Origin of the sequence: Streptomyces sp. SM10 (genome assembly GCF_002910915.1) — a bacterium.
Lineage (GTDB): Bacteria > Actinomycetota > Actinomycetes > Streptomycetales > Streptomycetaceae > Streptomyces.
Map to the genome: position 1 here is coordinate 1 of NZ_NEUF01000123.1, position 24,510 is coordinate 24,510.

26 protein-coding genes and 1 tRNA gene are annotated in these 24,510 nt (G+C 66.2%); 20 read left to right on the forward strand and 7 right to left on the reverse strand.

Going from position 1 to position 24,510, the window contains the following annotated elements:
* Nucleotides 1-54: 54 nt before the first annotated feature.
* Nucleotides 55-1,749 (forward strand): ISAzo13 family transposase, encoded by a 1,695-nt coding sequence (locus B9S57_RS19545; protein WP_103514838.1) that lies wholly within the window; start codon nucleotides 55-57, stop codon nucleotides 1,747-1,749.
* Between the two features lie 13 nt (nucleotides 1,750-1,762).
* On the opposite strand, the gene B9S57_RS19550 is transcribed toward B9S57_RS19545, so the two are convergent.
* Nucleotides 1,763-2,590 carry a glycerophosphodiester phosphodiesterase gene (locus tag B9S57_RS19550; RefSeq protein ID WP_103516854.1) on the reverse strand — a complete coding sequence of 276 codons (828 nt, stop codon included), beginning with the start codon at nucleotides 2,588-2,590 and terminating at the stop codon, nucleotides 1,763-1,765.
* Between the two features lie 198 nt (nucleotides 2,591-2,788).
* Between B9S57_RS19550 and B9S57_RS19555 the strand changes: the two genes are divergently transcribed.
* Both B9S57_RS19555 and B9S57_RS19560 read left to right on the forward strand, forming a co-directional pair.
* Nucleotides 2,789-4,279: a S1C family serine protease gene (locus B9S57_RS19555; protein ID WP_103516855.1), complete on the forward strand. Its 1,491-nt coding sequence runs from the start codon at nucleotides 2,789-2,791 to the stop codon at nucleotides 4,277-4,279.
* 58 nt (nucleotides 4,280-4,337) lie between these two features.
* Nucleotides 4,338-4,424, forward strand: a tRNA-Ser gene (locus B9S57_RS19560).
* A 384-nt stretch (nucleotides 4,425-4,808) separates the two neighbouring features.
* On the opposite strand, the gene B9S57_RS19570 is transcribed toward B9S57_RS19560, so the two are convergent.
* On the reverse strand, nucleotides 4,809-5,564 hold the full coding sequence (locus B9S57_RS19570) for a GntR family transcriptional regulator (RefSeq protein WP_103516856.1): 756 nt from the start codon (nucleotides 5,562-5,564) through the stop codon (nucleotides 4,809-4,811).
* Nucleotides 5,565-5,642: 78 nt separating this feature from the next.
* On the opposite strand from B9S57_RS19570, the gene B9S57_RS35590 reads away from it, so the two are divergent.
* From B9S57_RS35590 to B9S57_RS34185, 5 genes are all read left to right on the forward strand, one after another.
* The gene (locus tag B9S57_RS35590) at nucleotides 5,643-5,921 is read left to right on the forward strand and encodes a hypothetical protein (RefSeq protein ID WP_103516857.1); all 279 of its coding nucleotides are present in this window, start codon (nucleotides 5,643-5,645) and stop codon (nucleotides 5,919-5,921) included.
* Nucleotides 5,922-6,444: 523 nt separating this feature from the next.
* Nucleotides 6,445-6,669 (forward strand): hypothetical protein, encoded by a 225-nt coding sequence (locus tag B9S57_RS19590; protein WP_103516860.1) that lies wholly within the window; start codon nucleotides 6,445-6,447, stop codon nucleotides 6,667-6,669.
* On the forward strand, nucleotides 6,666-7,409 hold the full coding sequence (locus B9S57_RS19595; protein ID WP_103516861.1) for a GntR family transcriptional regulator: 744 nt from the start codon (nucleotides 6,666-6,668) through the stop codon (nucleotides 7,407-7,409). Before B9S57_RS19590 ends, B9S57_RS19595 begins: the two co-directional genes overlap by 4 nt.
* Nucleotides 7,406-7,708: a hypothetical protein gene (locus B9S57_RS19600; protein ID WP_103516862.1), complete on the forward strand. Its 303-nt coding sequence runs from the start codon at nucleotides 7,406-7,408 to the stop codon at nucleotides 7,706-7,708. The genes B9S57_RS19595 and B9S57_RS19600 overlap by 4 nt, the downstream gene beginning before the upstream one ends.
* Nucleotides 7,709-8,267: 559 nt before the next feature.
* The gene (locus B9S57_RS34185) at nucleotides 8,268-8,972 is read left to right on the forward strand and encodes an SAVMC3_10250 family protein (protein WP_146057769.1); all 705 of its coding nucleotides are present in this window, start codon (nucleotides 8,268-8,270) and stop codon (nucleotides 8,970-8,972) included.
* Nucleotides 8,973-9,519: 547 nt separating this feature from the next.
* Here the strand turns inward: B9S57_RS34185 and B9S57_RS34190 are convergent.
* From B9S57_RS34190 to B9S57_RS19620, 4 genes are all read right to left on the reverse strand, one after another.
* The gene (locus B9S57_RS34190; RefSeq protein ID WP_146057770.1) at nucleotides 9,520-10,668 is read right to left on the reverse strand and encodes a hypothetical protein; all 1,149 of its coding nucleotides are present in this window, start codon (nucleotides 10,666-10,668) and stop codon (nucleotides 9,520-9,522) included.
* Between the two features lie 279 nt (nucleotides 10,669-10,947).
* A complete protein-coding gene (locus tag B9S57_RS19605; protein WP_219818573.1) occupies nucleotides 10,948-12,009 on the reverse strand; it encodes an IS630 family transposase in 1,062 nt (353 codons plus the stop codon).
* 641 nt (nucleotides 12,010-12,650) lie between these two features.
* Nucleotides 12,651-13,508, reverse strand: a complete 858-nt coding sequence (locus B9S57_RS34195; protein WP_258036463.1) for a hypothetical protein — start codon at nucleotides 13,506-13,508, stop codon at nucleotides 12,651-12,653.
* A 591-nt stretch (nucleotides 13,509-14,099) separates the two neighbouring features.
* The gene (locus tag B9S57_RS19620) at nucleotides 14,100-14,564 is read right to left on the reverse strand and encodes an NUDIX hydrolase (RefSeq protein ID WP_181011409.1); all 465 of its coding nucleotides are present in this window, start codon (nucleotides 14,562-14,564) and stop codon (nucleotides 14,100-14,102) included.
* An 18-nt stretch (nucleotides 14,565-14,582) separates the two neighbouring features.
* Between B9S57_RS19620 and B9S57_RS19625 the strand changes: the two genes are divergently transcribed.
* The 12 genes from B9S57_RS19625 to B9S57_RS19680 all read left to right on the forward strand — a co-directional run bounded on the left by B9S57_RS19625 (nucleotide 14,583) and on the right by B9S57_RS19680 (nucleotide 21,943).
* Entirely contained in the window at nucleotides 14,583-15,362 is a 780-nt protein-coding gene (locus B9S57_RS19625) for a GntR family transcriptional regulator (RefSeq protein WP_103516865.1), read from the forward strand.
* Between the two features lie 139 nt (nucleotides 15,363-15,501).
* Nucleotides 15,502-15,861: a hypothetical protein gene (locus B9S57_RS19630; protein WP_032781844.1), complete on the forward strand. Its 360-nt coding sequence runs from the start codon at nucleotides 15,502-15,504 to the stop codon at nucleotides 15,859-15,861.
* Nucleotides 15,862-15,863: 2 nt separating this feature from the next.
* On the forward strand, nucleotides 15,864-17,216 hold the full coding sequence (locus tag B9S57_RS19635) for an FtsK/SpoIIIE domain-containing protein (RefSeq protein ID WP_103516866.1): 1,353 nt from the start codon (nucleotides 15,864-15,866) through the stop codon (nucleotides 17,214-17,216).
* Nucleotides 17,217-17,296: 80 nt separating this feature from the next.
* Nucleotides 17,297-17,479, forward strand: coding sequence for a hypothetical protein (locus tag B9S57_RS19640; protein ID WP_093686344.1), 183 nt, complete (start codon nucleotides 17,297-17,299; stop codon nucleotides 17,477-17,479).
* Nucleotides 17,479-18,144 carry a DUF2637 domain-containing protein gene (locus B9S57_RS19645; protein ID WP_103516867.1) on the forward strand — a complete coding sequence of 222 codons (666 nt, stop codon included), beginning with the start codon at nucleotides 17,479-17,481 and terminating at the stop codon, nucleotides 18,142-18,144. The genes B9S57_RS19640 and B9S57_RS19645 overlap by 1 nt, the downstream gene beginning before the upstream one ends.
* A gap of 18 nt (nucleotides 18,145-18,162) precedes the next feature.
* Nucleotides 18,163-18,345 carry a hypothetical protein gene (locus tag B9S57_RS19650; RefSeq protein ID WP_015577981.1) on the forward strand — a complete coding sequence of 61 codons (183 nt, stop codon included), beginning with the start codon at nucleotides 18,163-18,165 and terminating at the stop codon, nucleotides 18,343-18,345.
* A 5-nt stretch (nucleotides 18,346-18,350) separates the two neighbouring features.
* On the forward strand, nucleotides 18,351-18,542 hold the full coding sequence (locus tag B9S57_RS19655) for a mobile element transfer protein (protein WP_103516868.1): 192 nt from the start codon (nucleotides 18,351-18,353) through the stop codon (nucleotides 18,540-18,542).
* A gap of 12 nt (nucleotides 18,543-18,554) precedes the next feature.
* Nucleotides 18,555-18,710 carry a hypothetical protein gene (locus B9S57_RS19660; RefSeq protein ID WP_010060553.1) on the forward strand — a complete coding sequence of 52 codons (156 nt, stop codon included), beginning with the start codon at nucleotides 18,555-18,557 and terminating at the stop codon, nucleotides 18,708-18,710.
* Between the two features lie 27 nt (nucleotides 18,711-18,737).
* Nucleotides 18,738-19,052 carry a SpdD-like protein gene (locus tag B9S57_RS19665; protein WP_103516869.1) on the forward strand — a complete coding sequence of 105 codons (315 nt, stop codon included), beginning with the start codon at nucleotides 18,738-18,740 and terminating at the stop codon, nucleotides 19,050-19,052.
* 91 nt (nucleotides 19,053-19,143) lie between these two features.
* On the forward strand, nucleotides 19,144-20,559 hold the full coding sequence (repSA, locus tag B9S57_RS19670) for a replication initiator protein RepSA (RefSeq protein WP_103516870.1): 1,416 nt from the start codon (nucleotides 19,144-19,146) through the stop codon (nucleotides 20,557-20,559).
* Nucleotides 20,560-20,561: 2 nt separating this feature from the next.
* On the forward strand, nucleotides 20,562-20,783 hold the full coding sequence (locus B9S57_RS19675) for a helix-turn-helix domain-containing protein (protein ID WP_014155129.1): 222 nt from the start codon (nucleotides 20,562-20,564) through the stop codon (nucleotides 20,781-20,783).
* Complete coding sequence (locus tag B9S57_RS19680) at nucleotides 20,783-21,943, forward strand: site-specific integrase (protein ID WP_103516871.1); 1,161 nt, start codon at nucleotides 20,783-20,785, stop codon at nucleotides 21,941-21,943. Before B9S57_RS19675 ends, B9S57_RS19680 begins: the two co-directional genes overlap by 1 nt.
* Before the next feature lie 1,085 nt (nucleotides 21,944-23,028).
* Here B9S57_RS19680 and B9S57_RS19685 read toward each other — a convergent pair.
* The gene (locus tag B9S57_RS19685; protein WP_103515523.1) at nucleotides 23,029-24,408 is read right to left on the reverse strand and encodes an IS1380 family transposase; all 1,380 of its coding nucleotides are present in this window, start codon (nucleotides 24,406-24,408) and stop codon (nucleotides 23,029-23,031) included.
* Between the last annotated feature and the right edge of the window lie 102 nt (nucleotides 24,409-24,510).

Consider the following 24,510-nt stretch of genomic DNA (forward strand, 5'->3'; position numbering starts at 1 on the left):
GGGCCTGCCGGGAAACAAGCCGTCGCTTCCGGGATTGTGGCTCGTTGTTGTGGTATGGGGAGATCGGAGGGGATCGAGACCGGGCTGGCGGCGAAGTTTCAGGCGCTGTTCCCGCACTTGGACGAGCGTCAGCGGCGACTGACCATAGGAGCGGAGGCACGCTCGCTGGGGCATGGCGGGATCAGGCTCGTCGCTCGCGCGGCGGGGGTGCGTGAGGGCACCGTTTCACGCGGGGCTGCTGAACTTGAGTCCGGTGACGTGCTGTTGGGACGGGTCCGCCGGGTGGGCGGGGGCCGCAAACGGGCGGTGGACCTGAATCCGGGGCTGCGGCCCGCGCTGCTGGCTTTGGTGGAGCCGAATGTGCGTGGGGATCCGATGTCACCGCTGCGGTGGACGGTGAAGTCGACGCGGCAGTTGTCCGCCGAGCTGGTCCGGCAGGGCCATCGGGTCTCGGCGGACACGGTGGCGGCGGTGCTGCGCGAGGAGGGCTTCAGCCTCCAGGGCAACGCCAAGACCACCGAAGGCAAGCAGCACCCGGACCGGGACGGACAGTTCCGCTATATCAACGACCAGGCCAAGGAGTTCCAGGCAGCAGGCGACCCCGTGATCAGCGTGGACACCAAGAAGAAGGAGCTGGTGGGCAACTACAAGAACGGCGGGCGCGAGTGGCATCGCAAGGGGGAACCGGTCCGGGTCCGTACTCACGACTTTCCCGACGCCGATCTGGGCAAGGCGATCCCGTACGGAATCTACGACCTGGCCGAGGATGCCGGCTGGGTCAACGTCGGCACCGATCACGACACCGCAGCGTTCGCCGTCGCCTCCATCCGCCGCTGGTGGCATGCGGCCGGACATGCCGCCTACCCGCACTCCGGACGCCTGCTGATCACCGCGGACGCAGGCGGTTCCAACGGACACCGGACCCGCGCCTGGAAGTTCGAGCTGGCCGCCCTGGCCCTCGAGACCGGCCTGGAGATCAGCGTGTCTCACTTTCCTCCAGGTACTTCAAAATGGAACAAAATTGAGCACCGGCTGTTCTCCCACATCACGATGAACTGGCGAGGCAGGCCGCTGACCAGCCATGACGTCATCGTCAACAGCATCGCCGCGACCACCACCCGCACCGGCCTCGCCATCCGGGCCGAGCTCGACACTGCCCTCTATGAGACCGGATTGAGGGTCAGCGACGGGCAGATGACCGCCTTGCCGCTGAACCGCCACGACTGGCATGGCGACTGGAACTACACCCTGCGTCCCGAGGAGCACCGTCGGGATGGAATCCCTCCCGTACTGCCTCAGCTCCAGCCCGGCCCCGGCCGCGCCTGGCTGGTCCACCCGGCCCTGACCGGCATGGACGACGAACGATGGGGCCAGCTCATCGGTGAGCTGGCGGCGGCCCGCACGGCCCAGCGGGAAGACGACCTACACCAGCGGCGCGGCGGCGACCGGCAGAAGACTCCCGCCGCCGGCCTCTACACCGGCCGGCGCCCGGGCCTCACTCTCGTCGACCGGCTCCTGGCCACCCTCCTCTACGAGAGGCTCGGGCTTCCCCAGGTCGCCATCGCCCGCCTCTTCGCGGTCGCGCCCCAGACCATCAACCGGCGCATCCGCAAGACCCACCAACTCCTCGACGAGATCGGGCACATCAACGCCCCGGCCGAGCACCGCCTCGCCACCCTGGACGACCTCGCAGACCTCGCCACACAGCTCGGAATCACCCCGCCACCGGAGATCAAGACGGCGAGTTGATAATCGGCAGGCCCTAAGGGCGGCCAAGTTGCGACAGGACCTGTTTCGGTCGATTCGTGATGATTGCTTCCACTCCGAGGTCCACGCAGAGCTCGACGTCCTCCGGCTCGTTCACGGTCCACACGTGTACCCGGTGCCCCGCCCGGTGCAGCCGCTCGATGTACCCGGGGTGATTGCGTACGATCCGCATCCCCGGACCGGCGATGCGGGATCCGGCGGGGAGCCGGCCGTCACGCAGCCGCGGTGAGACGAACTGCATCAGGAAGACGGTGGGCAGCGTGGGGGCCGCGGCCCGGACGCGGTAGAGGGAGCGCGCGGAGAAACTCATGACGCGCACGGGCGACGGCCCGTCCGCGGGCGGGGCGTCCAGACCGAAGCGCTTGAGCAGATGGAGCAGCCGCTCCTCGACCTGCCCGGCCCAGCGGGTGGGGTGTTTGGTCTCGATGGCCAGCTGGAGCGGCCGTCCGCCGGCCCGGACGTCGTGGGCCAGTTCGAGGAGCCGTTCCAGGGTGAGTACGGACGTGAGCTCACCCGGCACCGGATCCCAGTCCGGGGACTCCTCGTGGTCCTTCCAGGAGCCGAAGTCGAGGGCGGCGAGATCGGCCAGTTCCAGCGCGGAGACGGCGCCCCGGCCGTTCGACGTGCGGTTCACCCTGCGGTCGTGCACACAGACGAGCTGGCCGTCCGCGGTGAGGCGTACATCGCACTCCAGGGCGTCCGCCCCGTCCTCGATGGCCTTCCGGTACGCGGCCAGGGTGTGCTCGGGGGCGTCGTCCGAGGCCCCGCGGTGGGCGATGACCTGGATGGGAGGCTGTTCGGAGGGTAGGTGCGCGTGGGTCACCGCGTCATCGTGTCACCGAGACGCGTCAGGTGCTGACGCCTTGTTGCGTAGGACCGTTTTTGCCTGATGTAAAGATTGGTGTGCGGATGCACAGGTCCTGCTTACAGTGGCCTGACGTGCTGTGGGAAAAGCTGACTGCAGACACGTGCACAGCGGATCTCTTGCCGAATGCCGAGTGGAACCGAGGAGTAAAGAGCTGTGAGCACCGAGAACGAGGGCAACGAGGGCACCGCGGGTCCGTCCGTACCGTCTGTTCCGTCCGCACCTCCCGTGCCGGCTGCCGCTCCCGAGGGCACCCCGCAGGGGGGTCCGCCCGCGCCGGAGGCCCCGCCGGCCGCTCCCGCGGACGCGCCGACGACCCAGGTTCCGGCCGCGACGTACCAGGAGGGCACAGGGGCGTCCGCCGCCGGGCACGAGCAGTATCCGTACGCGCCGCCGTCACCGCAGCAGCCTCCGGCCGGCTCGGGTGCCTGGCCGCCGCCGCCTCCCACCGTTCCCTCGTACGCCGACGGCGGCAGCCCCCCGGTCTGGGGAGCCCCGGTGCCCTCGGAGCCCGCCTCCCCGCGCAAGCGACGCGCCGGAGGCCTGGTCGCCGCCGTGGCGGTGGCCGCCCTGGTCGCGGGCGGCGTCGGCGGGGCCCTCGGCTACTGGGCCGCCGACAGCAACGACTCCGGCTCCTCCGGGTCGACCACGGTCGCCGCCTCGAACAGCCCCAAGGACTTCAAGCGCGATGCGGGCACGGTCGCGGGCGTCGCGGCGAGCGCGCTGCCCAGCGTGGTCACGATCGACGCGCGGTCCGGCGACGGCGAGGGCGGCACGGGCACCGGCTTCGTGTACGACAAGGAAGGCCACATCCTCACGAACAACCACGTGGTGGCCTCCGCGGCGGACAGCGGCCAGCTGACCGCGACGTTCTCCAACGGCAAGAAGTACGACGCCGAGGTGGTCGGCCGCGCCCAGGGCTACGACGTGGCCGTGCTGAAGCTGAAGAACGCCCCGGACGGACTGACCCCGCTGGCCCTGGGCGACTCCGACAAGGTCGCGGTGGGCGACTCCACCATCGCCATCGGAGCACCGTTCGGACTCTCCAACACGGTCACCACCGGCATCATCAGCGCGAAGAACCGCCCGGTCGCCTCCGGTGACGGTTCCAGCAACAAGAACTCCTACATGAGCGCCCTGCAGACCGACGCCTCCATCAACCCGGGCAACTCGGGTGGTCCGCTCCTGGACGCGGGCGGCGCGGTCATCGGCATCAACTCGGCGATCCAGTCCACCAGCGGCGGCGGCGTCGGCCAGTCCCAGGCCGGCTCGATCGGCCTCGGCTTCGCCATCCCGGTCAACCAGGCGAAGAACGTCGCCGAGCAGCTGATCAGGACGGGCCAGCCCGTCTACCCCGTGATCGGCGCGACGGTGACGATGGAGGAGAAGACCGGCGGCGCCGTCATCTCGGACGAGGGCGCGGGCGGCACCCCCGCCGTCACTCCGAACGGCCCCGCGGCCAAGGCGGGACTGAAGGCCGGCGACGTGATCACCAAGTTCAACGACACGGTGGTCGAGAGCGGCCCGACGCTGATCGGCGAGATCTGGACCCAGAAGCCGGGTGACAAGGTCACGCTCACCTACGAACGCAACGGCAAGACGGCCACGGCCGAACTCACCCTGGGCGAGCGCAAGGGCGACAGCTGACCGGCTAGGCTGTTCCACGCATCGAGCCGCCCGGCCGACCGGGACCGGCACGACGCGGGGTGGGTTGCCCGAGCGGCCTAAGGGAACGGTCTTGAAAACCGTCGTGGCAGCGATGTCACCGTGGGTTCAAATCCCACACCCACCGCAGGTAAGAGGCCCCTGACCAGTACGTATGGTCGGGGGCCTTTGCCATGCCCGTATCCCGCCGGGCACCGCTGTTCCCCCTGGTTTCCCGGTCTATCGGGCACGGAAGGGGCACGCGGGGGGCACGGCTTCCGGCATGTTCCCGGTTCGTGGCGGCTCCCGTGGCGCTCACCGGAAGAGCTGCGGCAGAGGGCAGACTTCCAGCACCGCATCCGGTTGGTCCGCCCACCGCCACCAGATGTGACCCCCGCTGCACTTCCAGAGTGAACGGCACGCCAGCCCGCCACCCTCGCGGCCCACCAGCGTCAGCCCTGCGGTCTCCAGCACGTGACCACACTCCAGGCACGACACCGACTCGTCCACCCGCTCTGCCCCCACCCTCTAACTACCGGCTGATCGGGATCTCGTAGACGATCTCGCAGTGCGCTGCGGGCACCACGATGTCCGCTGTCTCCACGGGGCGGCCCTGGTCGCTGTAGTACGTCCGCCGGATGTGCGTCACGAGTGCGGCCTTCTGGATGCCGAGTAGCGATGCTTCCTCGGCGGTTGCGTGTCGTGGTTCGGGCTGTTCCACCGCATGGCTGACGGTGACTCCGATTGCGGCCATGCGGTTCACGACTCCCGCCCCGGCATGGGGCCCTCCCTCGGGGAGGACGACGAGTGTGCCGGCGGTGAGGTCGTACGGCTCCCAACTCGTCGACAGCTGGACCGGCCTGCCGTCCGCCAGGAACTCGTAGGTCGTCCGCACGCACAGTTCACCTTCGGCGATCCCGAGCCGCGTAGCGATCTCCGCCGGGGCCGGAACCTTCGCGTCGGTCCGGCTTTCCCAGTCGCTCTGCCGGCGAAGGGCCTTCATGTCCTCGCGGAACGGCGACTCGCTGGACTGCTCGCGCGCCGACGACCGGACGACCCGTACTCGCTGTCGAGGTTCAGCGACGTACGTACCCGATCCAGCGCGGCCCTCCAGCACGCCGTGGGAGATCAGCAACTCCTGAGCCCGGCGAACCACGTTCTCGCCCACGCCGCACTCCTGGCCGATCTGGGCGCGGGAGGGGAGGCGGTCGCCCGGTTCCCAGACGTGCTCCGCGATGCGCCGCCGGAGTTCGTCGGCGATGCGGAGATACGGCGGTTGCTCAGACATATGGAAAATCTAGTCCACTAGCTCTAATCTAGTTAACTAGCTTCACTAAAAGTGATCGCTGGTGACGGAGGCTGCCCTGTGCCCGCTTCGGGAGTAACCGCGGCGGCCATCGCCGCCCGACTGTCCGCCATCGGGCTCCCCACGCGCGTGGAGGAGCACAAGCGGTTCACGACGGTCGAGGCGGAAGTACCGGAAACGCTCTCCGCTGAGTCATGGCGGGAGGTCCTGGACGTGGTGGATGAGGCCGATCGATTCGGACTCCTGGCCACCAGTTTGAACGGCCGCACCTTATGGGCGGCTGTACGCAAAACGGTCCCCACGACGGGCGATGTCGGGGGACCGGGCTATCAGCGATAGGAGCTGAACAGCATGCTCAACCGTATCCGCCGTGCCGCCTCGCTTACCAGAGAGCGGTACTTCTCGCGGGGCCGGCACCGCCGCCCCTTAACGCCCTCCCGGCCACTGGCCACTCGCACCGTCCTTGCACCCGCTGACGCTTCGACCGTTGCCCTGGGTCGGGCTTCGGCGGCCGCAGTACACCGTTATCCGCTGAAGGGTGAGGACGTCGCGCTTGTCCGTCCGTACCTGCTGGCGTGGGAAGAGCGAGTCCGGACGCGCACGGTGCTCGTCGCCCCACAACTCCCCGCCGATGCCTGGTCGGCCCTCGCAGGGGCCCACTGATGCCTCCTCACCGACAACCGCACCCCACGGGTACAGCTCCCGTCCCGTACCGCTCGATCGCGTGCCGCATCGGCACGCACCACTCCTGCATCGAGCCCTCCCCGTCTTTGGCGTCGGCCGACGTACCGGTGATCTACGAGGTGTGTGACTGCCCGTGCCACTCGACCCCCGACCCTTATGTGCCTACGGAGGTCACGGCGTGAGGGGCCGAGCACCAGGCGGCGCGCTGGTTTCCCCCGTCGAGGTCACTGCGGCCACGGTGCAGCGCGGCGACATCATCCAACTCGGCGGCCAGGCCTACCGGGTGCGAGACCTTCTCCAGCTCCCGCAGGGGGCCAAGCAACTGGTCTTCGAGTCGGGGGAGCTGCTGGCCATACACACGCGTACCCGGCTCGCTGCCCTGCGCCTGCTGAGAAGGCGGTGACCGGCGCCGTGCGTTCTCGTCACCACGACATCGCCGACGACCTACGCCACCAGATCACGACGGGCAGCATCAAGCCTGGCGAACGCCTCCCGTCCGAAGCTGGCCTGGCCGTCCGGTACAGAGTCAGTACAGTGACCCTGCGACGTGCTCTCGCTGTGCTCCAGGGCGAAGGACTCGTCGAGAAGATCCACGGCAAGGGCAACTACGTCCGTCACCCCCGCCGCAAGATCATGTACGTCGGCGGCTGGGGCACGCTGGACCCCTGGACCGCTGCTGAGCCGACGTTGCGCGTCACGGTTCGCAGCACCACGGTTCCGGCCTCCGTGCACCTGACGACGTTGCTGAAGGTGCCAACGGGCAGCCCGCTCGCGGAGTACACCTGCCTCAGCCTCGAACAAGGGTCGCCGCACGGGCTGGCCCGCATCTACATCCCGCGCGACCTGGCCCCGGCCGGAGTTCGCGACGACGACTCCGTGTGCCGGGAGGCAGCCACGAGGTTTGCCGTCCTCGGCCCGTCGCCGGCCACCATCCGAGAGACGGTCTCCGCCCGCTCTCCCACCCCAGACGAAGCGTCGGTCCTCCGGCTCGGGAACAACACGGCCGTTCTCGCGATCACGCGCATCGCTACCGACGTCACCGGTCGCGTCGTTGAAGCCGCGCTCCTGGCCTTCCCAGGAGACCGAGTCGACGCCGTTTTCACCGCCCACCACGTGCTCAATGAGAGGCCAACCCAAGGATGACAACAGCGAACGAACTTCGGCTTCTCCCGTGGTCGGGCCCCGGGGGTAAGCCCTGCTACCTGAGCACGGACGACCCGGACGGCTACATGTCCCGCCTCGCGGACAACATCGAAGCGGTCCAACTCGGCACGGCCACCGAACTCCTGGAGATGGCATCGGAAAGCCTCACTAACGAGGACGCGGAGCCGATTGAACTTCGCAGCTTGTGCCACGCCCTGACCGGCGCCCTGAAGGACGTACTCCGTGTCGCAGTCAGCCGCGGTCATCTTCTGACGGCGGGAGAGCCCCGCCGAATCTGATTGGACCCAGGCAGAAGCCAGCCTCCTACCACGCGGGGAGGGGAGCCCGAGCACAGAACCGGGGCCCTTCCCCGTCGCGCTGACTGGTGCGGTGAGCAAATCTTCCGGACTGGATCAGTCAATCCGGGATGCTCCGCGTCAGCCGCCGCTCAGTAAGTCACTACGTGCGCGCCAAGAGCTTGGGAATCTGCGCTCCTCAGCCCTTTCTCACTGCTCTGACCTGGCCTTACGGACCTATAGTGGCAACGTCGACAGCTCTTGGACGGATCCGTGATTGACCGTGGCTGTCTGCCCTAGGTGGTGCGCAGGTGGTCTACGCCCGCCTCGGGAGGGGCCGGCCCTCTGGGGCGACCCGCGCAGACGGGCTTCAAAGCCGATTACGCCAACACACCGCCCTGGGTATGTGCCGAAGCGCACTTGCTAGCACCCCGGCTTGGTGACGAAGGGGCCGTCTGACGGATGCCATGCCTCTCAGGCAGGTTTCAAGAAGTCGGCCAAACCGACCGCTCCTCTAGCTAAGGTGGTGCTATATCACTGGCACTACAGGGGGAGAAAACACGTGCGCCAAGTAGTTTACCTTTCCAAGGGTAAGTTGCAGCAGTTCCCTTGGGGTAAGAAATCTAGCTTATCTCTGAAGGATGTGAGCGCCGAGGTTTCGGTGGCGAGCATTGCGACACTTTCTGCAACCGCAGGGTCCGCTGACGCTGAGGACAGTACCCCAGAGACCGTCCTCAAAGAGGCAAGAAAGGTTCTGAAGCATCTCAAAAAGATCGCACTGCAGTATGAGAATCCGAGAGTATCTGATGGTGCCTGGATTCGGTTTGATACACGGCTAGCCCAAGCCCTCGTATGGGCCGAAGATTTCCGAATGCTCTTTTTCGGCCCTCACCCTCAATCCACCGACGAGGTGGCGCTCCTACTCTATGGGAATCCAAGCAACCTAACCACTCCCCCCGGAGTTCGAGCAGGGGTGGAAGTGCAAGAGCTAGACTCCGCTCACGACAGCCTGATTGCTATGATTCAAGCAGTGGCAGCAGAGGATGACGAGACTCTTTTGGCTGGCATGACAGGTTTCCGTGAAGGTGTAATCAAAATGGCTGAACGGGTTGAGCAGCAGAGTCTTAGTTTCCCGAGGCTGTCCGGCTACGCTCAGGTGGTGGCGACTTTCGACTGCACCAATCGAATCTTCCTGGATATGGGTTCTAGCCAACCCTCAAGGCTGGTGGTGGCCTCTCCTCTCATTGTCGAGTGCCTCCAGCCCTAGAGGTCTATGCCGGGAAGGTGGGCGTCCACCTTGCGGTCTTTATCTGTCAACTCTCACAGCCCTTAGACAACGCAGAAGCCCAGCTTGGGGGTTCGTCCCCTGGGCTGGGCTCTTTTATTGGAGCGGGTGACGATAATCGAACTCGCGCTCTGGGCTTGGGCATCACAGATCAACTTATGGTCTCAAGCTCCTGAGCAGGGACAATGGCAGACCGGGTCGGGTCGCGGCGCTTGCCCCTTGCCCAGTGGTGACCGCTGGTTACCCCGTCTTCTGGTGCTCATCTGGTGCGGGGACCGCAGAGGCTCGCTCGCCGGTCTGTGTGGCGTTCGCTGTCTGCTCGGGCCCGGTGTTGTGCAGTGCCACGAGTTCGCCCAGGTCGTTCGAGACCCTCACTTGTGCGAGGCGGCCGGCCACTGCCACAACTCTCGGCCATGCTGTTCCTTGCAGGCGCTGCTCGTCAGCCTCGCTTAGGAACCTGCCACAAAGAGGCTGCGGGCCGCGCCCTAAGGTCAACGCCACCTCCTTTGGGGCACCCTCTGGACTGGCATCACGAAACATCATCGAAGGAGGCGACCGATCGGTCTGCGTCGAAAGCTGTGACCGACATGGTGGCACGGCGTCCAGGAGTAGCGTCAAGAATTCCTCGGACTACTACTGGCCGACGTTCGCCATGATATCGGGCAGCCTTGCTGTAAACGTCAAGGGGAAGCTCGAAATTAACAATTCTAGGCTTCCCATCCAAGATCGTCTCAAGCGCCACGTGACCGCTTGTCTCATTCTTTTTGAGTGACAGGCGCCGAATGACGCCGTAAAGTACTCTTTCGGCAGGGACGTCTGTTTCTTTTAGCTCAGCTTCGATTTGGTAAATCAGGTCAGCTGACTCATCGGTGAATTCCACCTTCCCGGAAAGATCGCGAGGAGGTGCAGAACTTGGAGCCCAGTTAAAGGTAATGTCAAATAGTTCGACACCTCCCTTTCCGATGACATCTAGCACCGCAGAGCAAAGTTCACTGGATACGCCCTCGTCCACTGCGCTGAGAACATCCAGCCTGCTGGGGCTTCTGTCTCGGATTACAGTCATTTCTGACAGGGTTTCCAATGCCCTGGATAGCGTCGTCAGCATTCTTCGCTCGAAGTACGAATCGTCTACGGATGCTTCCAGTCGTGGCTCGCTAAACGTGTTATCCACCAAGGAACCGAACCGGGCATTGCTGATAACCGGGACGATGTAGGAGCCTGGCCTTGTCTGCCCCAACCGCATACGGCGAGCATGCTTATGCGCAGCGCGAGGCATGGAGTTTCCGTAATACCCCTGCCTATGGAGAGTGGCAGCCGCCGCAGAGACCATCATGCGATGAGCAGAATTAAACAACCCAATACCTGCCACAAGCGGGATTGTTCCTTCTGTGATATCTGCATCCTCTGCCCTGAGATCCGTGACATCTAGGAACTGTCGAGAGATCTCAAGGGCGACATCGGCTTGGGGTCGATTCTCTTTTCGCGCCAACTCGGCGGTCAATGTTTGCAATGTTCGCGAGAAGTCGGGGGCGCCTGATTCCCGTGGAACAAAGACTGTGGCATCGGCGTTCCCATTGCTTTGCCAGATCTCGGCAAACGGGCCAGACAGGGATCGTCGCCACCCAGACCGAATCAGGTAAGACTCAATTTCCTCAAATCCGATATCGAAAGTGTTCACAGTTCCCCCTCCCTTGGCCCAAAAAGCCGGTCAAAGGCGTAAGTGAAGATATCGTCTAGGCCTGCCTGATCCAACCGTTGCTTTTTCGGCAAATGAATTCGAGTGGTTCCCTGGTTGGATACCGAGGGGCAATTCTGGATCCGGGCGTAGTAGCCCGAGCATCGCATGAGCAAGGACTCATCGTTTTGCGTCAGCCACGCATCTATGTCGCGAGGGACGACGACCAATCCGAGGAAGCCGGCTGATGAGCGATTCGTTGCCCGAAGGAGGTCATATTGATCAGAAACTCAAAGGGTTCTCGCTGAGGGTGTAGCGGACGTGCGGGCCATGGAAGTAGCCGCGGACGATGTGGGGCTGGCGTTGGCGTCTGCGGAAGAACCGGCGGGTCTCGGCGGCGAGTTCGGCCTGGTTCCGGGCTCGGTGGCTCTTGGGCAGGCTGTGTTTGAGGTCCGCGTTGACGAGCTCGTCGGGGTTGAGCTCGGGGCTGTACGGGGGCAGGAAGTGCAGTTCGATCTCCTCCGCGTGGTCGGCGAGCCAGTCCTTCACCTTCTTCGAGCGGTGTGCGGAATGCCCGTCGACCACGAGGTGGATCTTGTGGTTGAAGTGCCCGGCGAGCCGGGCGAGGAAGCGGCACATCACGGCGGAGTCGAAGGTCCCGGCGAAGACCATGAAGTGCATGCGGCCCTTCGTGCTGATCGCCGACATGGCGTTCACCGAGAACCGGTTGCCGGTGCGCCGCACGATCGGGGTGCGCCCCTTCTCACCCCAGGTCCTGCCGGTGACCTGGTCGGACCGGATGCCTACCTGGTCGGCGAAGAGGATCTCGCTGCCCTCGGCCTTCGCCTTCGCCCGGATTGCCGGCCAGGTCTCCTCGTGCCAGCGGGCCACCGCCTGCGGGTCCTGTTCCACCGCCCGCTTGTCGGGCCGCTGGAAGGAAAGGCCCCACCGTTTCAGGTACTTGCCCACCCCGGGCTCGGTCAGCCGCAGCCGGTAGAGCTTCGCGATCAGGTCACCGACCAGCCGACGGGTCCACAACTGGCCTACCAGTCCCACGTCGCACGGCCGGTGATCGAGCACCGCCTGACGCACCGCGGCCTGCTCGGCCTCACCCAGCACCTGATGAACTCCGACCGGGCGGCCCTTCGTCCGGGCAAGCAACGCCTCCCGGCCTCCGGCCTGCCACCTCGCCCACCAGTTGTCCACGGCCTTCAGCGACACCCCGAACACCGACGCGACGTCCTCACGGTCCCGCCCCGCCACCAGCGCGGCCACCGCACGCAGCCGCAGAACCTCCTGCGCCGCCGGCGACAGGTGCCGCGCGTCCCCCACCAGATCACTCACGCCATGCTCAACGACCCAGAATCACAAGCGTTTCGGATCAATAAGTCCGCACGTCGAGATCGAAAGCGTACGTCTCCCCGTCGCTCAAAACGGTGGGCGCAAAAGTGCATTTCATTTGAAATGCGACATCGATAAGGTTTCGCTGCAAAGTTACGTCAACGCCGTCTTTGTCCACATTCCAAACGGCGGACGTCGCACCTGCCCGTGTGGCTACAGCGGAGAGGTAGGCAAGGCTGACCTGCTCCTGCTGCCAGGTCTCTGGCTCCCCCACATGGCCCCCTCCGCTCACGCTGAGCTCAGCGTAGCCCAACCGGGGGTAGTGGAGTGAGGATCTGGGGAGGAGCACGCATCTCAAGGAGTGAGCCCGCAGAGCTCTGCGAGGTCGACTCGCTACCTGTCGCATCGCGGGCACGCTCCGCTTCCTCAGCACGCAGGGGGATCCTCTGCGCGTCGCACACCCGTACGATACCGGGTGGGCCCTAACGCGCCACTTGACTTAATAGCAGCCGCCCCACCGCACAGGAAGCTTTTGCGGCTTCTCTGGCTCTTATGTCGTACCTCCTGTGGGTCTGCGTCGATGAAGGTCACTGCCGCGGGAGCCCGTGCTACCTGTCGAACGCCTGCAATTGGTGGCGGAGTCGTCAACGTTTGCCCTTGAGCCTCAAGCGGCCCGGGGTCTCCTCGGTTGCCGGCGCAGGTGACTGGAGAAATAGGTACTGGGTGTCCAGCATTCGCTTCCACGTTGCCTGTGTGTGCATATCTGCCAGGAATGGGCTAGCGGTGATTTCATTCATTGCGGACAGGATGGCGCGACTGTCCATTCCCCTTCCGGCGTGCTGGGCGGTTGCGTAAGTTCTTCCTCCATGTAATAGACTCTCGAACTCCAAATATGTCGGGTCGTCGGAAAGTTCCCTTAGGGTCTTGCGTGAGAGTATGAGTGAGTCAACCTTTCCTGTCATGATCTCAAGGAGGTTATAACCGCCTGTAGTGGCGAGCCCTTGGCCTGTTAGCGAAGCGCCAGTCTTATTCCACGGCGGTAGTGAGCCGTGCTTGGCTTTGTAGGACTCGATAAGGATGCCCTCCATGGTGGTCGCATGCAGCAGGCCTTCTAGGGGTGAGTCGGAGTGCTCACCCGTGTTCTTGCTGCGCTTTTTTGCGTTCCTGGAGGTGCTGACCTGCTCTAGGGGTGATTGCACGAAAATCGCAAGACCAAGTTTCTCATGTTCAGTAAACCATGCGGTTATCTCCCGCACTTTGCAGCTTTCTGGTTTGACCTTGATTACTCCGTTGTGGTGGCAAAAGCGCTGAGTTAGGTCGCGTGCGAGTCCGATGTAGAGTGCGGTTGAATCTTCGGGATTGAAGTAACAATAGACGCCGACAGAGGAGAATCCGTAGGTGTCATTTGGTGAGGCGATATCATCCAATGCGTACTTGATCTCGTGTGTTTCTTGTTTGCCGTAAAGGTCGCGGATGATCGTTCCTAGCATGACTGCCTCCATCGCTGTACGGAACAAGCATTGTGTGACTCTCCAACTTCACTTGAGTTGAGGGTACTTGGTCCCACTGACAGTGCAGTTGCCCATTGGTGGTGGCAGGTGAGTTTCCGTGTCAGCGTGGACGTTTTCGATCAATCAGGTCACAACTTTCGCCATTGCGACTGGACCAGGCGCACACGTTTTCGCATTGCCCCACCACTCACCCCGGCTCCCATCCCGTCCGCCTTCGACCCACACTTCCGTGGAGCGGGCGTGGTTCAGGGCGTCAAGGTGGAGCGCGCCACTGTACGAACGACCTTGACGCCCTGGGCCGCGACTGCTCGGCTTTGCCTGGGTCGAAGGTGGTCGGGATGGGAGCACCCACGACGCTCACCACGCTCCGGCCGGCACTCGCGAACGGCGCCCCTCCCATCCCGGAGTCTGAGCGCCCCTGCCGGAGGCATGTCCCTGATCCGCAGATGGCTTCCTTGCTTCCACCCGCAGCACGAGCGCGCCGCCTGGCGCGGCCAGCCGGGGCGGAGACAGAGGCAGGCCGCGCCGCAGAGGCGGCGCGCTCCCGCGCCGTGCGCGGGTCTTGATGAAGTAGAGAAAGTCTTATCCCGCTGAGATGAGCTGCTTGCCGTCGTGGCTCCGCACGTGGGGGCCGTTGCCGTCCAGGGCGTCCAGCAGACGGACCGCGTAGACCTCGGACATGCGCTCGCTGACCTCGTCGGGTGTGAGCCAGGAGACGGCTGTCGACTCGCTTGATGTGCGCTCGGTGCCGCCGGAGGGCTTGCAGCGGAAGACCAGAGCGACGATGGCTCGGGTCGTGTTCTTGTAGACGCCGGTGAGCTGGTCCACCTCGACGTGGATGCCTGTCTCTTCCCAGACCTCGCGGGCAACGCCGGCCTCGGGTGTCTCGCTGATTTCGAGGATGCCGCCGGGGAGCTCCCACGTGCCGTTGTCGGCTCGGCGGATCGCCAGGAGGCGGCCGTCCTCGCGCACCACTACTCCGGCGACGGACACGGAGTGCAGGGGAGTGGGTGCCGCTTCCTGTGATTGACTCATGTAGAGGAGCATAGGAGGCAGGGAAGGACTATGGGAACTGCGGCGGGAGGGGCCGGTTCCGGTCCTCGGTATGTGCAGATCGCTGATGACCTCGTGCAGCAGATCCGGGCGGGGGTTCTCAAAGCCGGCGACATGGTGCCGAGCGAATCCGAGCTGGTGGACCGCTACGGCGTCTCCGGCGGGACGATCCGTAAGGCCATGGTTGAGGTACGGGCGAGTGGGCTCGTCGAGACCAGGCACGGCAAGGGCTCGATCGTGAAGAACCGGCCCCCCGTACGGCACCGCTCGTCCGATCGCTTCCGGCGCTCGCTCCGGCAGGGTGGCCAGGCCGCCTACCTCGCGGAGTCCGCACAGTCGGGCGCCACCGCCAAAGTCAGCGTCCTCTACATCGGTCCTATGGACGCGCCCGAGGATGCCGCCGAGCGCCTGGGCGTTCCCGCCGGTACGCAGGTGTTGGCCCGTCGGCGCCTCTACTTCCGTAACGGCACCCCGGTTGAGACCGCCTCGTCGTACCTGCCCTGGGACGTGGTGAAGGAGATCCCGGAGCTGTTCTCCGAGAACCCCGGTGGCGGCGGCATCTATGCCCGACTCGAAGACCACGGGCATGAGTTCGCGGAGTTCGTCGAGACGCTGCAAGCGCGCCCGGCCTCGAAGTCGGAGGCGTCGGAACTGGCGCTCAGCCCTGGTGCGCCCGTGGTTCACCTGATCCGGGAGGCCCGTACGACCGCGGGTCGGGTGGTCGAGGTGTGCGACACGCTCATGGCCGCTGACCAGTTCGTTTTCGAGTATCGGATCCCTGCCGCCGACTGACATCCGCTCAACTTCCCTCAACCCGTCGTGAGTTCTTCCTCGCGGCGGGTTGACTCATGTACAGGAGTCATGCACTCTTCTTCATGTCACTCATATACATGAGTGGTGGAGTTCAGCATCTATAGAGGAGTGATCTGCTGTGCGTCAGATTCCCGTCGACACCTCCAGCGCTGTCGTGATGGTCGCCAAGACTCCGCAGGTCAAGGTCCGTGACCGCCGCACCGGTGAGATCGCAACCGACATGGAGACCGGTGCTCAGCTCATGACCGTGGACGTGATGTTCGCGGCGAACGAGGAGGTGGAGATCCTGTCCGTCACCGTTCCGGAGCCCGGGATCACCGGTGAGCTGTCCATGGGTACGCCGGTCGCGCTCACCGGCCTGGTCGCACGTCCGTGGGAGAACGACTTCAACGGTCAGCGGCGGCACGGCATCGCGTTCCGCGCGGTCGCGGTCACCTCGCTTGCCGATGTCGCCGCCGCAGGGTCGAAGGCGGCCTGATCATGACCGCCTTCACGGTCGCTCTGGTGCTGGTCGTCGCCGCTGCGGGTCTCCTGCGGTGGCGGCGGCCCGCCTGGTACTGGCTGGCCTTCGGGGTCACCCTGGCCGCGCTGCGGGTCTTGGTCCGGTACCGCTCGGTCATGGACGCGTGCGGGTTGACCGTTCCGCCGGCGCGGTGGCGGTTATCTCTGGCTCGGGCCACCAACCGGCCGATACCTGAGCCCCGCCCACCGCGTATCCGGCGACTGCGGCCGACTCGCACCGGCCTGGTTCTCCGACTCAAGCTCCGTCCCGGCCAGGACGTCTTCGACATCGCTGCGGCCTCGGATCGGCTTCGGCACTCGTTCTCGATGTTCGGCGTGACCTCGCGTGAGGTGCGGTCCGGTGTCGTCGAGGTGCGGATGACCGGATACGACGTGCTCAAGCGGGTGCAGATGCCTGCTGAGACGGAGACCCGGGCGATGCGGGTACCGGTCGCCCTTCGGGAAGACGGGGCGGTGCACTACCGCGACTACCGCGCGATACCTCACGCCCTCACCCTCGGCGCCACGGAGTCCGGCAAGTCCGTCTACCAACGCAACCTGGTCGCCGGCCTTGCTCCTCTGGACGTCGCCCTCGTCGGCATCGACTGCAAGCAGGGGGTCGAACTCTTCCCGCTGGCGCGCCGGTTCTCAGCGCTGGCCGACAGCCCGGACACCGCTGCCGAACTCCTCGATGCACTCGTGGCGCGGATGGCGGACGTCTACCGCCTCATCCGTACCCAGCAGCGCATCACCGTCGATGTGACGGACGCGGAGATCGCCGCCGACATCTGGGACCTGCCTGATGAGCTCCGTCCGACCCCGGTCGTAGTCCTGGTCGACGAGGTGGCCGAACTCGCCCTGTACGCAACGAAGGAGGAGGAGAAGCGGCGGGACCGCATCGTCACCGCCCTGGTCCGTCTCGCGCAGCTCGGCCGCGCCGCCGGTATCTACCTCGAAATCTGCGGACAGCGCTTCGGCTCCGAACTCGGCAAGGGCATCACCATGCTCCGCGCCCAACTCACCGGCCGCACCGCCCACCGTCTCAACGACGAGACCTCCGCCAACATGGCCTTCGGCGACATCGCCCCGGACGCGGTCCTCGCCGCCATCCAGATTCCTGCCGAACTGCGAGGCCTCGCCATCGCGGGAGACGCGTCCGGCGGTTGGTATCGCATCCGCGCTCCGCACACCTCGCTCCGCCAGGCCGTGAACCTCTGCAACCGGTACGCCGACAGGACCCCGGACCTGCCCGAGCTGGCCCCTTTCCGGCCCACCACCGGCACCGCCACCGAGCTTGTGCCATCGGCTAAGGCCTCTCCGGCCACCGCCTGATCTCTCCCCCCACCCGGTAGGCGTGACCGTCTTCGCGCCGAGTCCCTACCACTGCCATGCCCAGAGAAGGGAGAACCGCCATGTGCCCCGACTGCGAGGACTTCGCCCGGACCGTGCTTCTGCTCGGCCAACTCGCCCTGTACGCCGACATGGCCGGCGCCGACCTCGACTTCGTGGACGTCGTCAGCCCGTCCCTCGCCGTGTCGCTGCCGGAGCCGCCGGGCACGTTCCCGGATGACTCCGACCCCGCTGAGGACTCCTGATGGGCGCCCGGCACGGTCTCCGGATCGACGCGGTGTTGATCCAGGCGGTTATCGCCGGAGCTCTGTCCTTCGCGCACCTGCACGACCTCGCCGCCGCGGCCGGACAGGACGGCTGGAAGGCATGGGCCTACCCGGTCAGCGTCGACCTGCTCCTTGTCGCCGCCTGGCGTCGGCTGCGCAGCGAGGGTCCGTCCCGGTTGGCCTGGTGCTGGTTTCTGATCGCCCTGTTCGCGTCGCTTGGCGCCAACGTCGCCACCGCCGGGTTCCTCGACCTGGCCGACCCGCCGGCCCCGCTCCGGCTCGGCATCGCCGGATGGCCCGCACTCGCCTTCCTCGGCGGCACTCTCCTCGCCCACTCGTCGGGGAAGCCGGAGCCAGCTCCGCCAGCCGCCGCCACAGAGACGAAGAACGCCGGGCCGGCGCGTGTGCCTGACGTGGCCCCGATCCCATCCCAAGCCGATGAGCCCCCAGCGACAACGGCCCTGTCCTCGCCCCCGGCCCCGTCCCCGGATCCGCCCGTTCCCGCTGTGCTGATCGACCACGCCCGCAAGGTCGCCGACGAGTACCGCACCCGCACCGGATCACCGATCGACACCGACACCCTCCGCTCCCGCCTCGGCGTTCCGCCCCACCTCGCCGATGCCATCGCCGCCCGCCTCAGCTGACCGCAGAGGAGAACTGAGATGACCCATGATCCCGCCGACCTGACCGTGGACGACTACCTCGACGGAGCGCGTGAGATGGCCGCAGCACGCCCCTTCCTTGCCCACCTGCTCGCCGAGGAAGCCGCACGGCGCGTCGACGACCCGGCCACCGCCCGCAGCATCCGCGCCCAGTACACCGACCCGACGACCGACAGGGGCTGACCGGTATGCCCGCCCGCGACAGCTTCCACTCCGTGATGCATATCGGCCCCGTGCAGATCGGCACCCACCGCGACCGCACCGGCCGCACCGTCCACGTCGCCGTCTGCACTGCCGACCGCTGCGGCTGGTCCGCCGACTACTCCAGCCGGACCGCTGCCCAACTCGCCGCCCGTACCCACCGCTGCACCGTCCGTTAGGAGACAGCGTCCATGGACGTCCCCCTCTGGATCGCCCTGCTGGTCGTCGGCTACCTCGGCATCAAGCTCTTCCGTCCGCCGGTGTGGCTGATCTGCGTGCTCCTCCTCGGCGGCTACCTCCTCGCCGACAGCCTCTTCGCCTCCGTCATCGACACCGCCGTCAAGTAACCCGCGCCCGGGAGAGGAGAACCACTCATGTTCCAGCCCAAGATCCCGACCATGCCGCAGCCCTCGGGCCTGGTCACCCCGCCCGCCGTCGTCCAGCCGACCACCATCACGCCGGGCACGCCTGCCCCGGCACCCGCCGCCGCCCCTGGGCCGTCCCGTCCGGTCGTCCAGCTCACCCCCGGCACCGCGGTCGCGCTCGTCGGTGCCGGTACTGCCGTCGTCCTGGTCGTCGGCACTGTCCTGGTCTCGCTGCTCCTGGCGGTCGCTGTCACCAGCGCATCGGTCGCCGTCTGCGCGGTCGTCCTGCGCTCCCTGATCGCGTCCGACGCCAAACGCCGCTGACCGGCCCCCGGGCGGCCTCGATACCGCCAAGCATCCGCCGCCTGGGAGCCGTGCCCACCGATCGATCTCGCAACCGGAAGGAACCCCCAGCATGGCCCACCGGCCCTCACCCTCGAAACAGAAGCGGTCCATGCACGCCCCACAGCTCGACCCGACCGTCCTCGGGGACGTCCTGCGGGTGGCCTCGGCCTCCGACTACTCCCGCTGGGAGGACCAGATCCGCCGCACCGGCGGCTGTGCCGACCCCGTCCATCTGAGCGGCTGGGTAACCCACAAGGACAAGACCACCGGCGAGACCCTGCACCGCTACTCGACCGCGTACGAGCCGGGCGGGCGCCTCCGTATCGCCTGTGGCAACCGCCGCGCCTCCCGCTGCCCTTCCTGCGCCTGGACCTACGCGGGCGACACCTACCACCTGATCCGCGCTGGCCTCGCCGGAGACGACCGCCGAGACATCACCACCGCCGTCCGCGACCACCCGCGCGTCTTCGCCACCCTCACCGCACCCTCGTTCGGCCCTGTCCACAACCGCCCCGACCGGGGCACCTGCCGGTGCGGCACCGCCCACGCCTCGGACTCCGGCGACTTGGGCTCCGCCCTTGATCCGGAGACCTACGACTACGCGGGCGCCGTGCTCTTCAACAACCACGCCGGGGAGCTCTGGCAGCGTTTCACCACCCGGCTCCGCCGCGAACTCGCCATCCACGCGGGCATCTCGCGCCGTGAGCTGGGGGACCATATCCGCGTCTCCTTCGGCAAGGTCGCCGAATTCCAGAAGCGCGGAGCCCTTCATTTCCACGCCGTCGTACGTCTCGACGGCCCCGAGGGACCTCGTACGCCGCCGCCCGCGTGGGCCACGGTCGATCTCCTCACCGACGCGATACGAGCCGCAGCCGCGCACTCGTACACGTCGGTCTCCGTCCCGGCTGCTGGTGAACAGCCGTCCCGGACCTTTCGATGGGGCCGACAGCTCGACGTCCGCCCGGTCAAGGCCTTCGGCGACGGTTCAGATGTCACCGAACAGGCCGTCGCCTCGTACGTGGCCAAGTACGCCACCAAAGCCGCCGAGAACACCGGCACCCTGGACCGCCGCATCGGCGAGCTCGCCGAACTCGACCGCCACCGCGTTCCCGATCACACCCGTCGGCTCATCACCGCATGCCGTGAGCTCGACAGCCTCTATCCGGACCGACGTCTCTGGGCCTGGGCCCACATGCTCGGCTTCCGCGGCCACTTCTCGTCCAAGTCCCGCACCTACTCCACCACCCTCGGCGCCCTCCGCCAGGAACGCGCCAACTACCGCGCTTCACAGGAAGCGACCGTCCTCGGCTTGGCCGACCGTGAACCGGACACCGTCCTCGTCCTGACGGACTGGCAGTACGTCGGCCACGGGCACACCCCCGGCGAAGGGGCTCTCGCCGCCACCATCGCCCGTGACCTCCAGACCAACCGCGAGACCGCCCGCGACGCACTGAAGGAGCGCTCTGCCAACGAGGGGGAGTGGTGACCGTGGCGGACCGACTGCTCACCGTGAATCAGGTCGCCGAACGCCTCGGCACCGGTCTCCGCTTCCCTCGCCGGCTCATCGAGGAACGCCGCATCACGTTCGTCAAGGTCGGTCGGCACGTGCGTATCCCCGAGAGCGCCGTGGAGGAGTACGTCAGTGCCCACACGGTGGCGCCGATCGTCCTGCGGCCCGCCTCGGCGTACTCGTACCGGAGGGCTGCCTGATGGCCGCCAAGCGTAAGTCCCGACGTGCCTTCGGTCGGGTCCGGAAGCTGCCGTCCGGCCGGTTCCAGGCTCGGTATCCCGGTCCTGACGGCGTGCTGCGTGCCGCTGATCAGACGTTCGCGACAACGACGGATGCTGATCGCTGGCTGGCACGGAAGCGAATCGAGATGGAGGAGGGCCGCTGGCTCGACCCCGCCGAGGGACGGACCACCGTCCGCGATTGGTCGACACGATGGCTCACCGCGGTCTCCCCGCAGCTCAAGCACAAGACACAGGCGTCGTACCGGTCCCTGATCAACTCACTGATTGTTCCGGCGCTCGGTGATCGTGAGCTGTCCAGCCTTCGGCCGATCACCATCGTGGAGTGGGTTGGCGCGATGAAGACCCGTGGTCTCAGCGCATCGCGGATCAGGCAGGCCTACCGGGTTCTCTCGCAGATCATGCGGGCGGCCGTCGACAACGAAATGATCGGGCAGACCCCGTGCAGGGGCGTGAAGCTGCCTCGCATGCCGCAGACCGAGCCGCACATCCTCACCCCGCTGGAAGCCTCGCGGATCGTGCGGAGCGCGACGAAACCCCATGACCTGCTGATCTCCTTGCTCGCCTACGCGGGTCTGCGGGTCGGGGAGGCGTTCGCGTTGCGGCGAGCGGACATCGATGTCTCCGGCGGCCTGGTCCTCGTCGATGAGAACCTGGCCGAAGCGAACGGCACCCTCGTCTTCGACACCCCCAAGTCCCATCAGAAGCGGGTTCTTCGAATCGGGCCGTCACTTGCGGCGCGGATCGGCCGGCACCTAGGAACGCTGCCCGGTGGGGAGGGCGCTCTCCTGTTCGTCACGCCTGGCGGCAAGCCTCTGCGCTACAACCAGTGGCGCAAGGCGTACTTCGATCCCGCCGTGGCGGCTGCCGGGCTCACTGACGTCACGCCGCACGATCTCCGCGCCTCGCACGGGACGTGGGTCGCTGACCGGTACGGCGTGATGACCGCCGCGCACCGGCTCGGGCACTCGAACGCGAGCGTGACGACTCGGCACTACGCCCGGCCTGTGGCTGGTCGTGACGACCAAGTGGCAGAAGCCGCAGATGGCTGGCTAAGCGGCGAAGAAGGAGATGACGCCAGTCCAGAGACGGGCCGGTCTGAGCGGGGCGGGCATCAATAGTGTGGCGGGCTGCTGCGGGGTCTGGCAGCTCTATCGGACCAGTGCGTGGTTCGCGTGGCCACACTTGGTCTCGCGACTGTTCGTCTTCTTCTCCTCTATACCCGAAATAGGCTGCCCCGGCGATCACTTGCCGGGGCAGTTCTCATGACTACACAGTGCCCGTGAGCCTTGCCTTGGGCTTCTTGGAGAACGCAGCGGGCGCGGTGGCGGCGACAACTGTTCCACTGGGGCAAACCGGGCTTGCAAAACCTGTGCTAGGAACGGTAGGAGGTTCGAGTCCACGGCGACGTTCCTCGTCGAGGGGCGGTCCGCAGTGGACCGCCCCCGGGGCGTCAGCTTTCGACGCGGAGGTACTCAAGGATTTTCATACCGATACCGAATGTGGCGACGAACGTTGCGCCGCCTGCCCCGATAGCAGCGAGCGTCTGTGCACCGCCAACGCTCGTTACGATGCCAGCAGCGAGGCCGCAGGACGTGGCGCCGAAAAACGCAGCGCACAGCTCAAGGCCCTTGCGCGGGGCTGGGTTGGACGTCACGGTGAGCCTCCGGAAAGTCGACGCGGTATGAGTCATCGGTACGCAACGCGCAGAAGTGCGCGGGCATACACCTCCGCGTCGGCGGAGAATTCCCCAGAGGGGTCATCAACTTACCCCGCACTCATTCGACCGTCAAATCGGTCCACGCAAGGGGCTGTTGTCCTGAGGGAACGAGGCGGCCTTGCTGGTCGATGACCTCGGCATCGACCAGCAAGGTGATGCCTTGTTCGTGCACCACGATGTTGAATGCGATTCTCCAGACACCGTCTCGGTGAGCACGGTAAACACCTCGCCAGGGTGCATCCAATGGTGTCCGTTCTCCACGGCTCAACCCACAGGTACATCGAGTTCTTTGTCCCGTTACCCATGCTTGTCCTAGCCTCGATCGTTCATGAGTCCTCGTCGGTGCGCTGACGGGGACTCTGTGCTTGCGAGGTGCGGAACTTCGTGGGCCGGGGCAGGTTGACGGCCCGGCTGTCGCGTCGGGTGGGCGCCGGGTTCCACGGTTCCGGGATGTCGCTGGTTCGTCGGGGCGGTCGGAGTTGCTGGTCAGCCGGGGTTCTGTAGGGCTGCGAGCCGTTGGATCGCGCGGGTGATCACATCCGTCCAGGGCCATCGGGCGGTGAAGCGGAGCCAACGGCGGCGGCCCGTGGTGACCAGCTGGGCGGCGGCAGAGAACAGCCGTAGTCGAAGCCGTTTGGGCTCCCAGCGGCGGGTCTCTGCGGTCAGGGCGAGCATCGGCATCCAGGCGAGTAGGTCGAGTGCGAGGGAGACGATCTCCAGCCAGATCTGGTTCTGAGCGGTGTCGTGCAAGGGGAGGTTGCGCAGGCCGGTGTCTCGGGCGTTTCGGATGCGGTCCTCGCAGCGGGCCCGGCGGCGGTGACGTAGTTCGAGGTCGGCGAGTTGGCCGCCCTTGGTGTTGGTCGCGAAGCAGGTGAGCCGTAGTCCGTCGAGGTCGGTGAAGCGCAACTGGGCCCCGGGGTGCGGGCGTTCTTTGCGAACGATCAGCCGCATCCCTTTCGGCCAGGTGGTCAGGTCGGGCATGTCGGTGATCTCCGCGACCCAGGCGCCGGGCCGCTCGGTGCCACCGGAGTCATAGGCCGGCGTCCATGCCTTCTTCGGGATCTTCAGCACGGCCTGGTGGATGGCGTCGGTGATGGTCATTCCGACGGAGTACGACAGCCACCGGCCCGGTTTGGAGAGCCAGTCGAGGAAGGCGTGGGTGCCGCCGGCGGAGTCGGTACGGATCAGTGTCTGACGGCCCCGTCGCAGGTGTTTGGGGAGTTGAGCCAGGGCGAGTCGCGCTGTTTCGATGTGATCGCTCGCGGTGTTGGAGCCTGCGTTGCCGGGCCGCAGCAGGGCTGCCACCGGCTCTCCGGACCCGGCCTGGCCATGGTCGACGAACGCGACGAGCGGGTGGTGGCCGAAGGTCTTCTTCCAGGTCGCTGTGGCGTCCTGCTTCTCGGAGTGCGCAAGGACGAGCACGCCGTCGATGTCCACGATCACCGAGCCGTCGGCGGCGGGGCCGTTCGCCCCGGCCAGGTCCCAGACCCGCGAGCGTACTTTCGCCCGAGCCGACCGAATCGCGGTGAGCGCCTTTGGTCCGGCAGCGGCAAGGGCGTCAATGAGCCGTGAAACCGTCGGGTCGGAGGCCACCGGCCCGAACACGGCCGGCTCGGCCCGCAGCAGGGCGACATCGGCGAGGCAGTCCCCGCCCAGAGCGACTCCGAGCGCGACATCCAGCAGGATCTTGCCCGGCTCATGCACTGCCCGCGGCTTGCGCCAAGGCGCCAATGCCGTCGATATCGCGGTGTCCAGACCCAACTTTCGGACCGTCTCGACCAACAGCACCGCACCGGCCTGCGAGACCGTCCCGCTGCCACTGCCCTCGACGCGGACGCGCGGGTACGACCCGATACGCTTACTCACCTGGAGAGTGCTTCTTTCGTGCGGCTGACTGGACCCTAGACAAGTCCCATCGTTGCAGGTCAGGAGCACTCTCCGCTTATTTGATCAAGCGTCGGACAACCC

What these genes read in the sequence shown, in the direction of transcription:
- B9S57_RS19545 (WP_103514838.1), top strand. Translation starts at nt 55, where the DNA reads ATGGGGAGATCGGAGGGGATCGAGACCGGGCTGGCGGCGAAGTTTCAG.
- B9S57_RS19570 (WP_103516856.1), bottom strand. Translation starts at nt 5,564, where the DNA reads ATGTCTGAGCAACCGCCGTATCTCCGCATCGCCGACGAACTCCGGCGG.
- B9S57_RS19600 (WP_103516862.1), top strand. Translation starts at nt 7,406, where the DNA reads ATGACAACAGCGAACGAACTTCGGCTTCTCCCGTGGTCGGGCCCCGGG.
- B9S57_RS34195 (WP_258036463.1), bottom strand. Translation starts at nt 13,508, where the DNA reads ATGGAGGCAGTCATGCTAGGAACGATCATCCGCGACCTTTACGGCAAA.
- B9S57_RS19620 (WP_181011409.1), bottom strand. Translation starts at nt 14,564, where the DNA reads ATGCTCCTCTACATGAGTCAATCACAGGAAGCGGCACCCACTCCCCTG.
- B9S57_RS19625 (WP_103516865.1), top strand. Translation starts at nt 14,583, where the DNA reads ATGGGAACTGCGGCGGGAGGGGCCGGTTCCGGTCCTCGGTATGTGCAG.
- B9S57_RS19635 (WP_103516866.1), top strand. Translation starts at nt 15,864, where the DNA reads ATGACCGCCTTCACGGTCGCTCTGGTGCTGGTCGTCGCCGCTGCGGGT.
- B9S57_RS19640 (WP_093686344.1), top strand. Translation starts at nt 17,297, where the DNA reads ATGTGCCCCGACTGCGAGGACTTCGCCCGGACCGTGCTTCTGCTCGGC.
- B9S57_RS19645 (WP_103516867.1), top strand. Translation starts at nt 17,479, where the DNA reads ATGGGCGCCCGGCACGGTCTCCGGATCGACGCGGTGTTGATCCAGGCG.
- B9S57_RS19650 (WP_015577981.1), top strand. Translation starts at nt 18,163, where the DNA reads ATGACCCATGATCCCGCCGACCTGACCGTGGACGACTACCTCGACGGA.
- B9S57_RS19655 (WP_103516868.1), top strand. Translation starts at nt 18,351, where the DNA reads ATGCCCGCCCGCGACAGCTTCCACTCCGTGATGCATATCGGCCCCGTG.
- B9S57_RS19660 (WP_010060553.1), top strand. Translation starts at nt 18,555, where the DNA reads ATGGACGTCCCCCTCTGGATCGCCCTGCTGGTCGTCGGCTACCTCGGC.
- B9S57_RS19665 (WP_103516869.1), top strand. Translation starts at nt 18,738, where the DNA reads ATGTTCCAGCCCAAGATCCCGACCATGCCGCAGCCCTCGGGCCTGGTC.
- repSA (WP_103516870.1), top strand. Translation starts at nt 19,144, where the DNA reads ATGGCCCACCGGCCCTCACCCTCGAAACAGAAGCGGTCCATGCACGCC.
- B9S57_RS19680 (WP_103516871.1), top strand. Translation starts at nt 20,783, where the DNA reads ATGGCCGCCAAGCGTAAGTCCCGACGTGCCTTCGGTCGGGTCCGGAAG.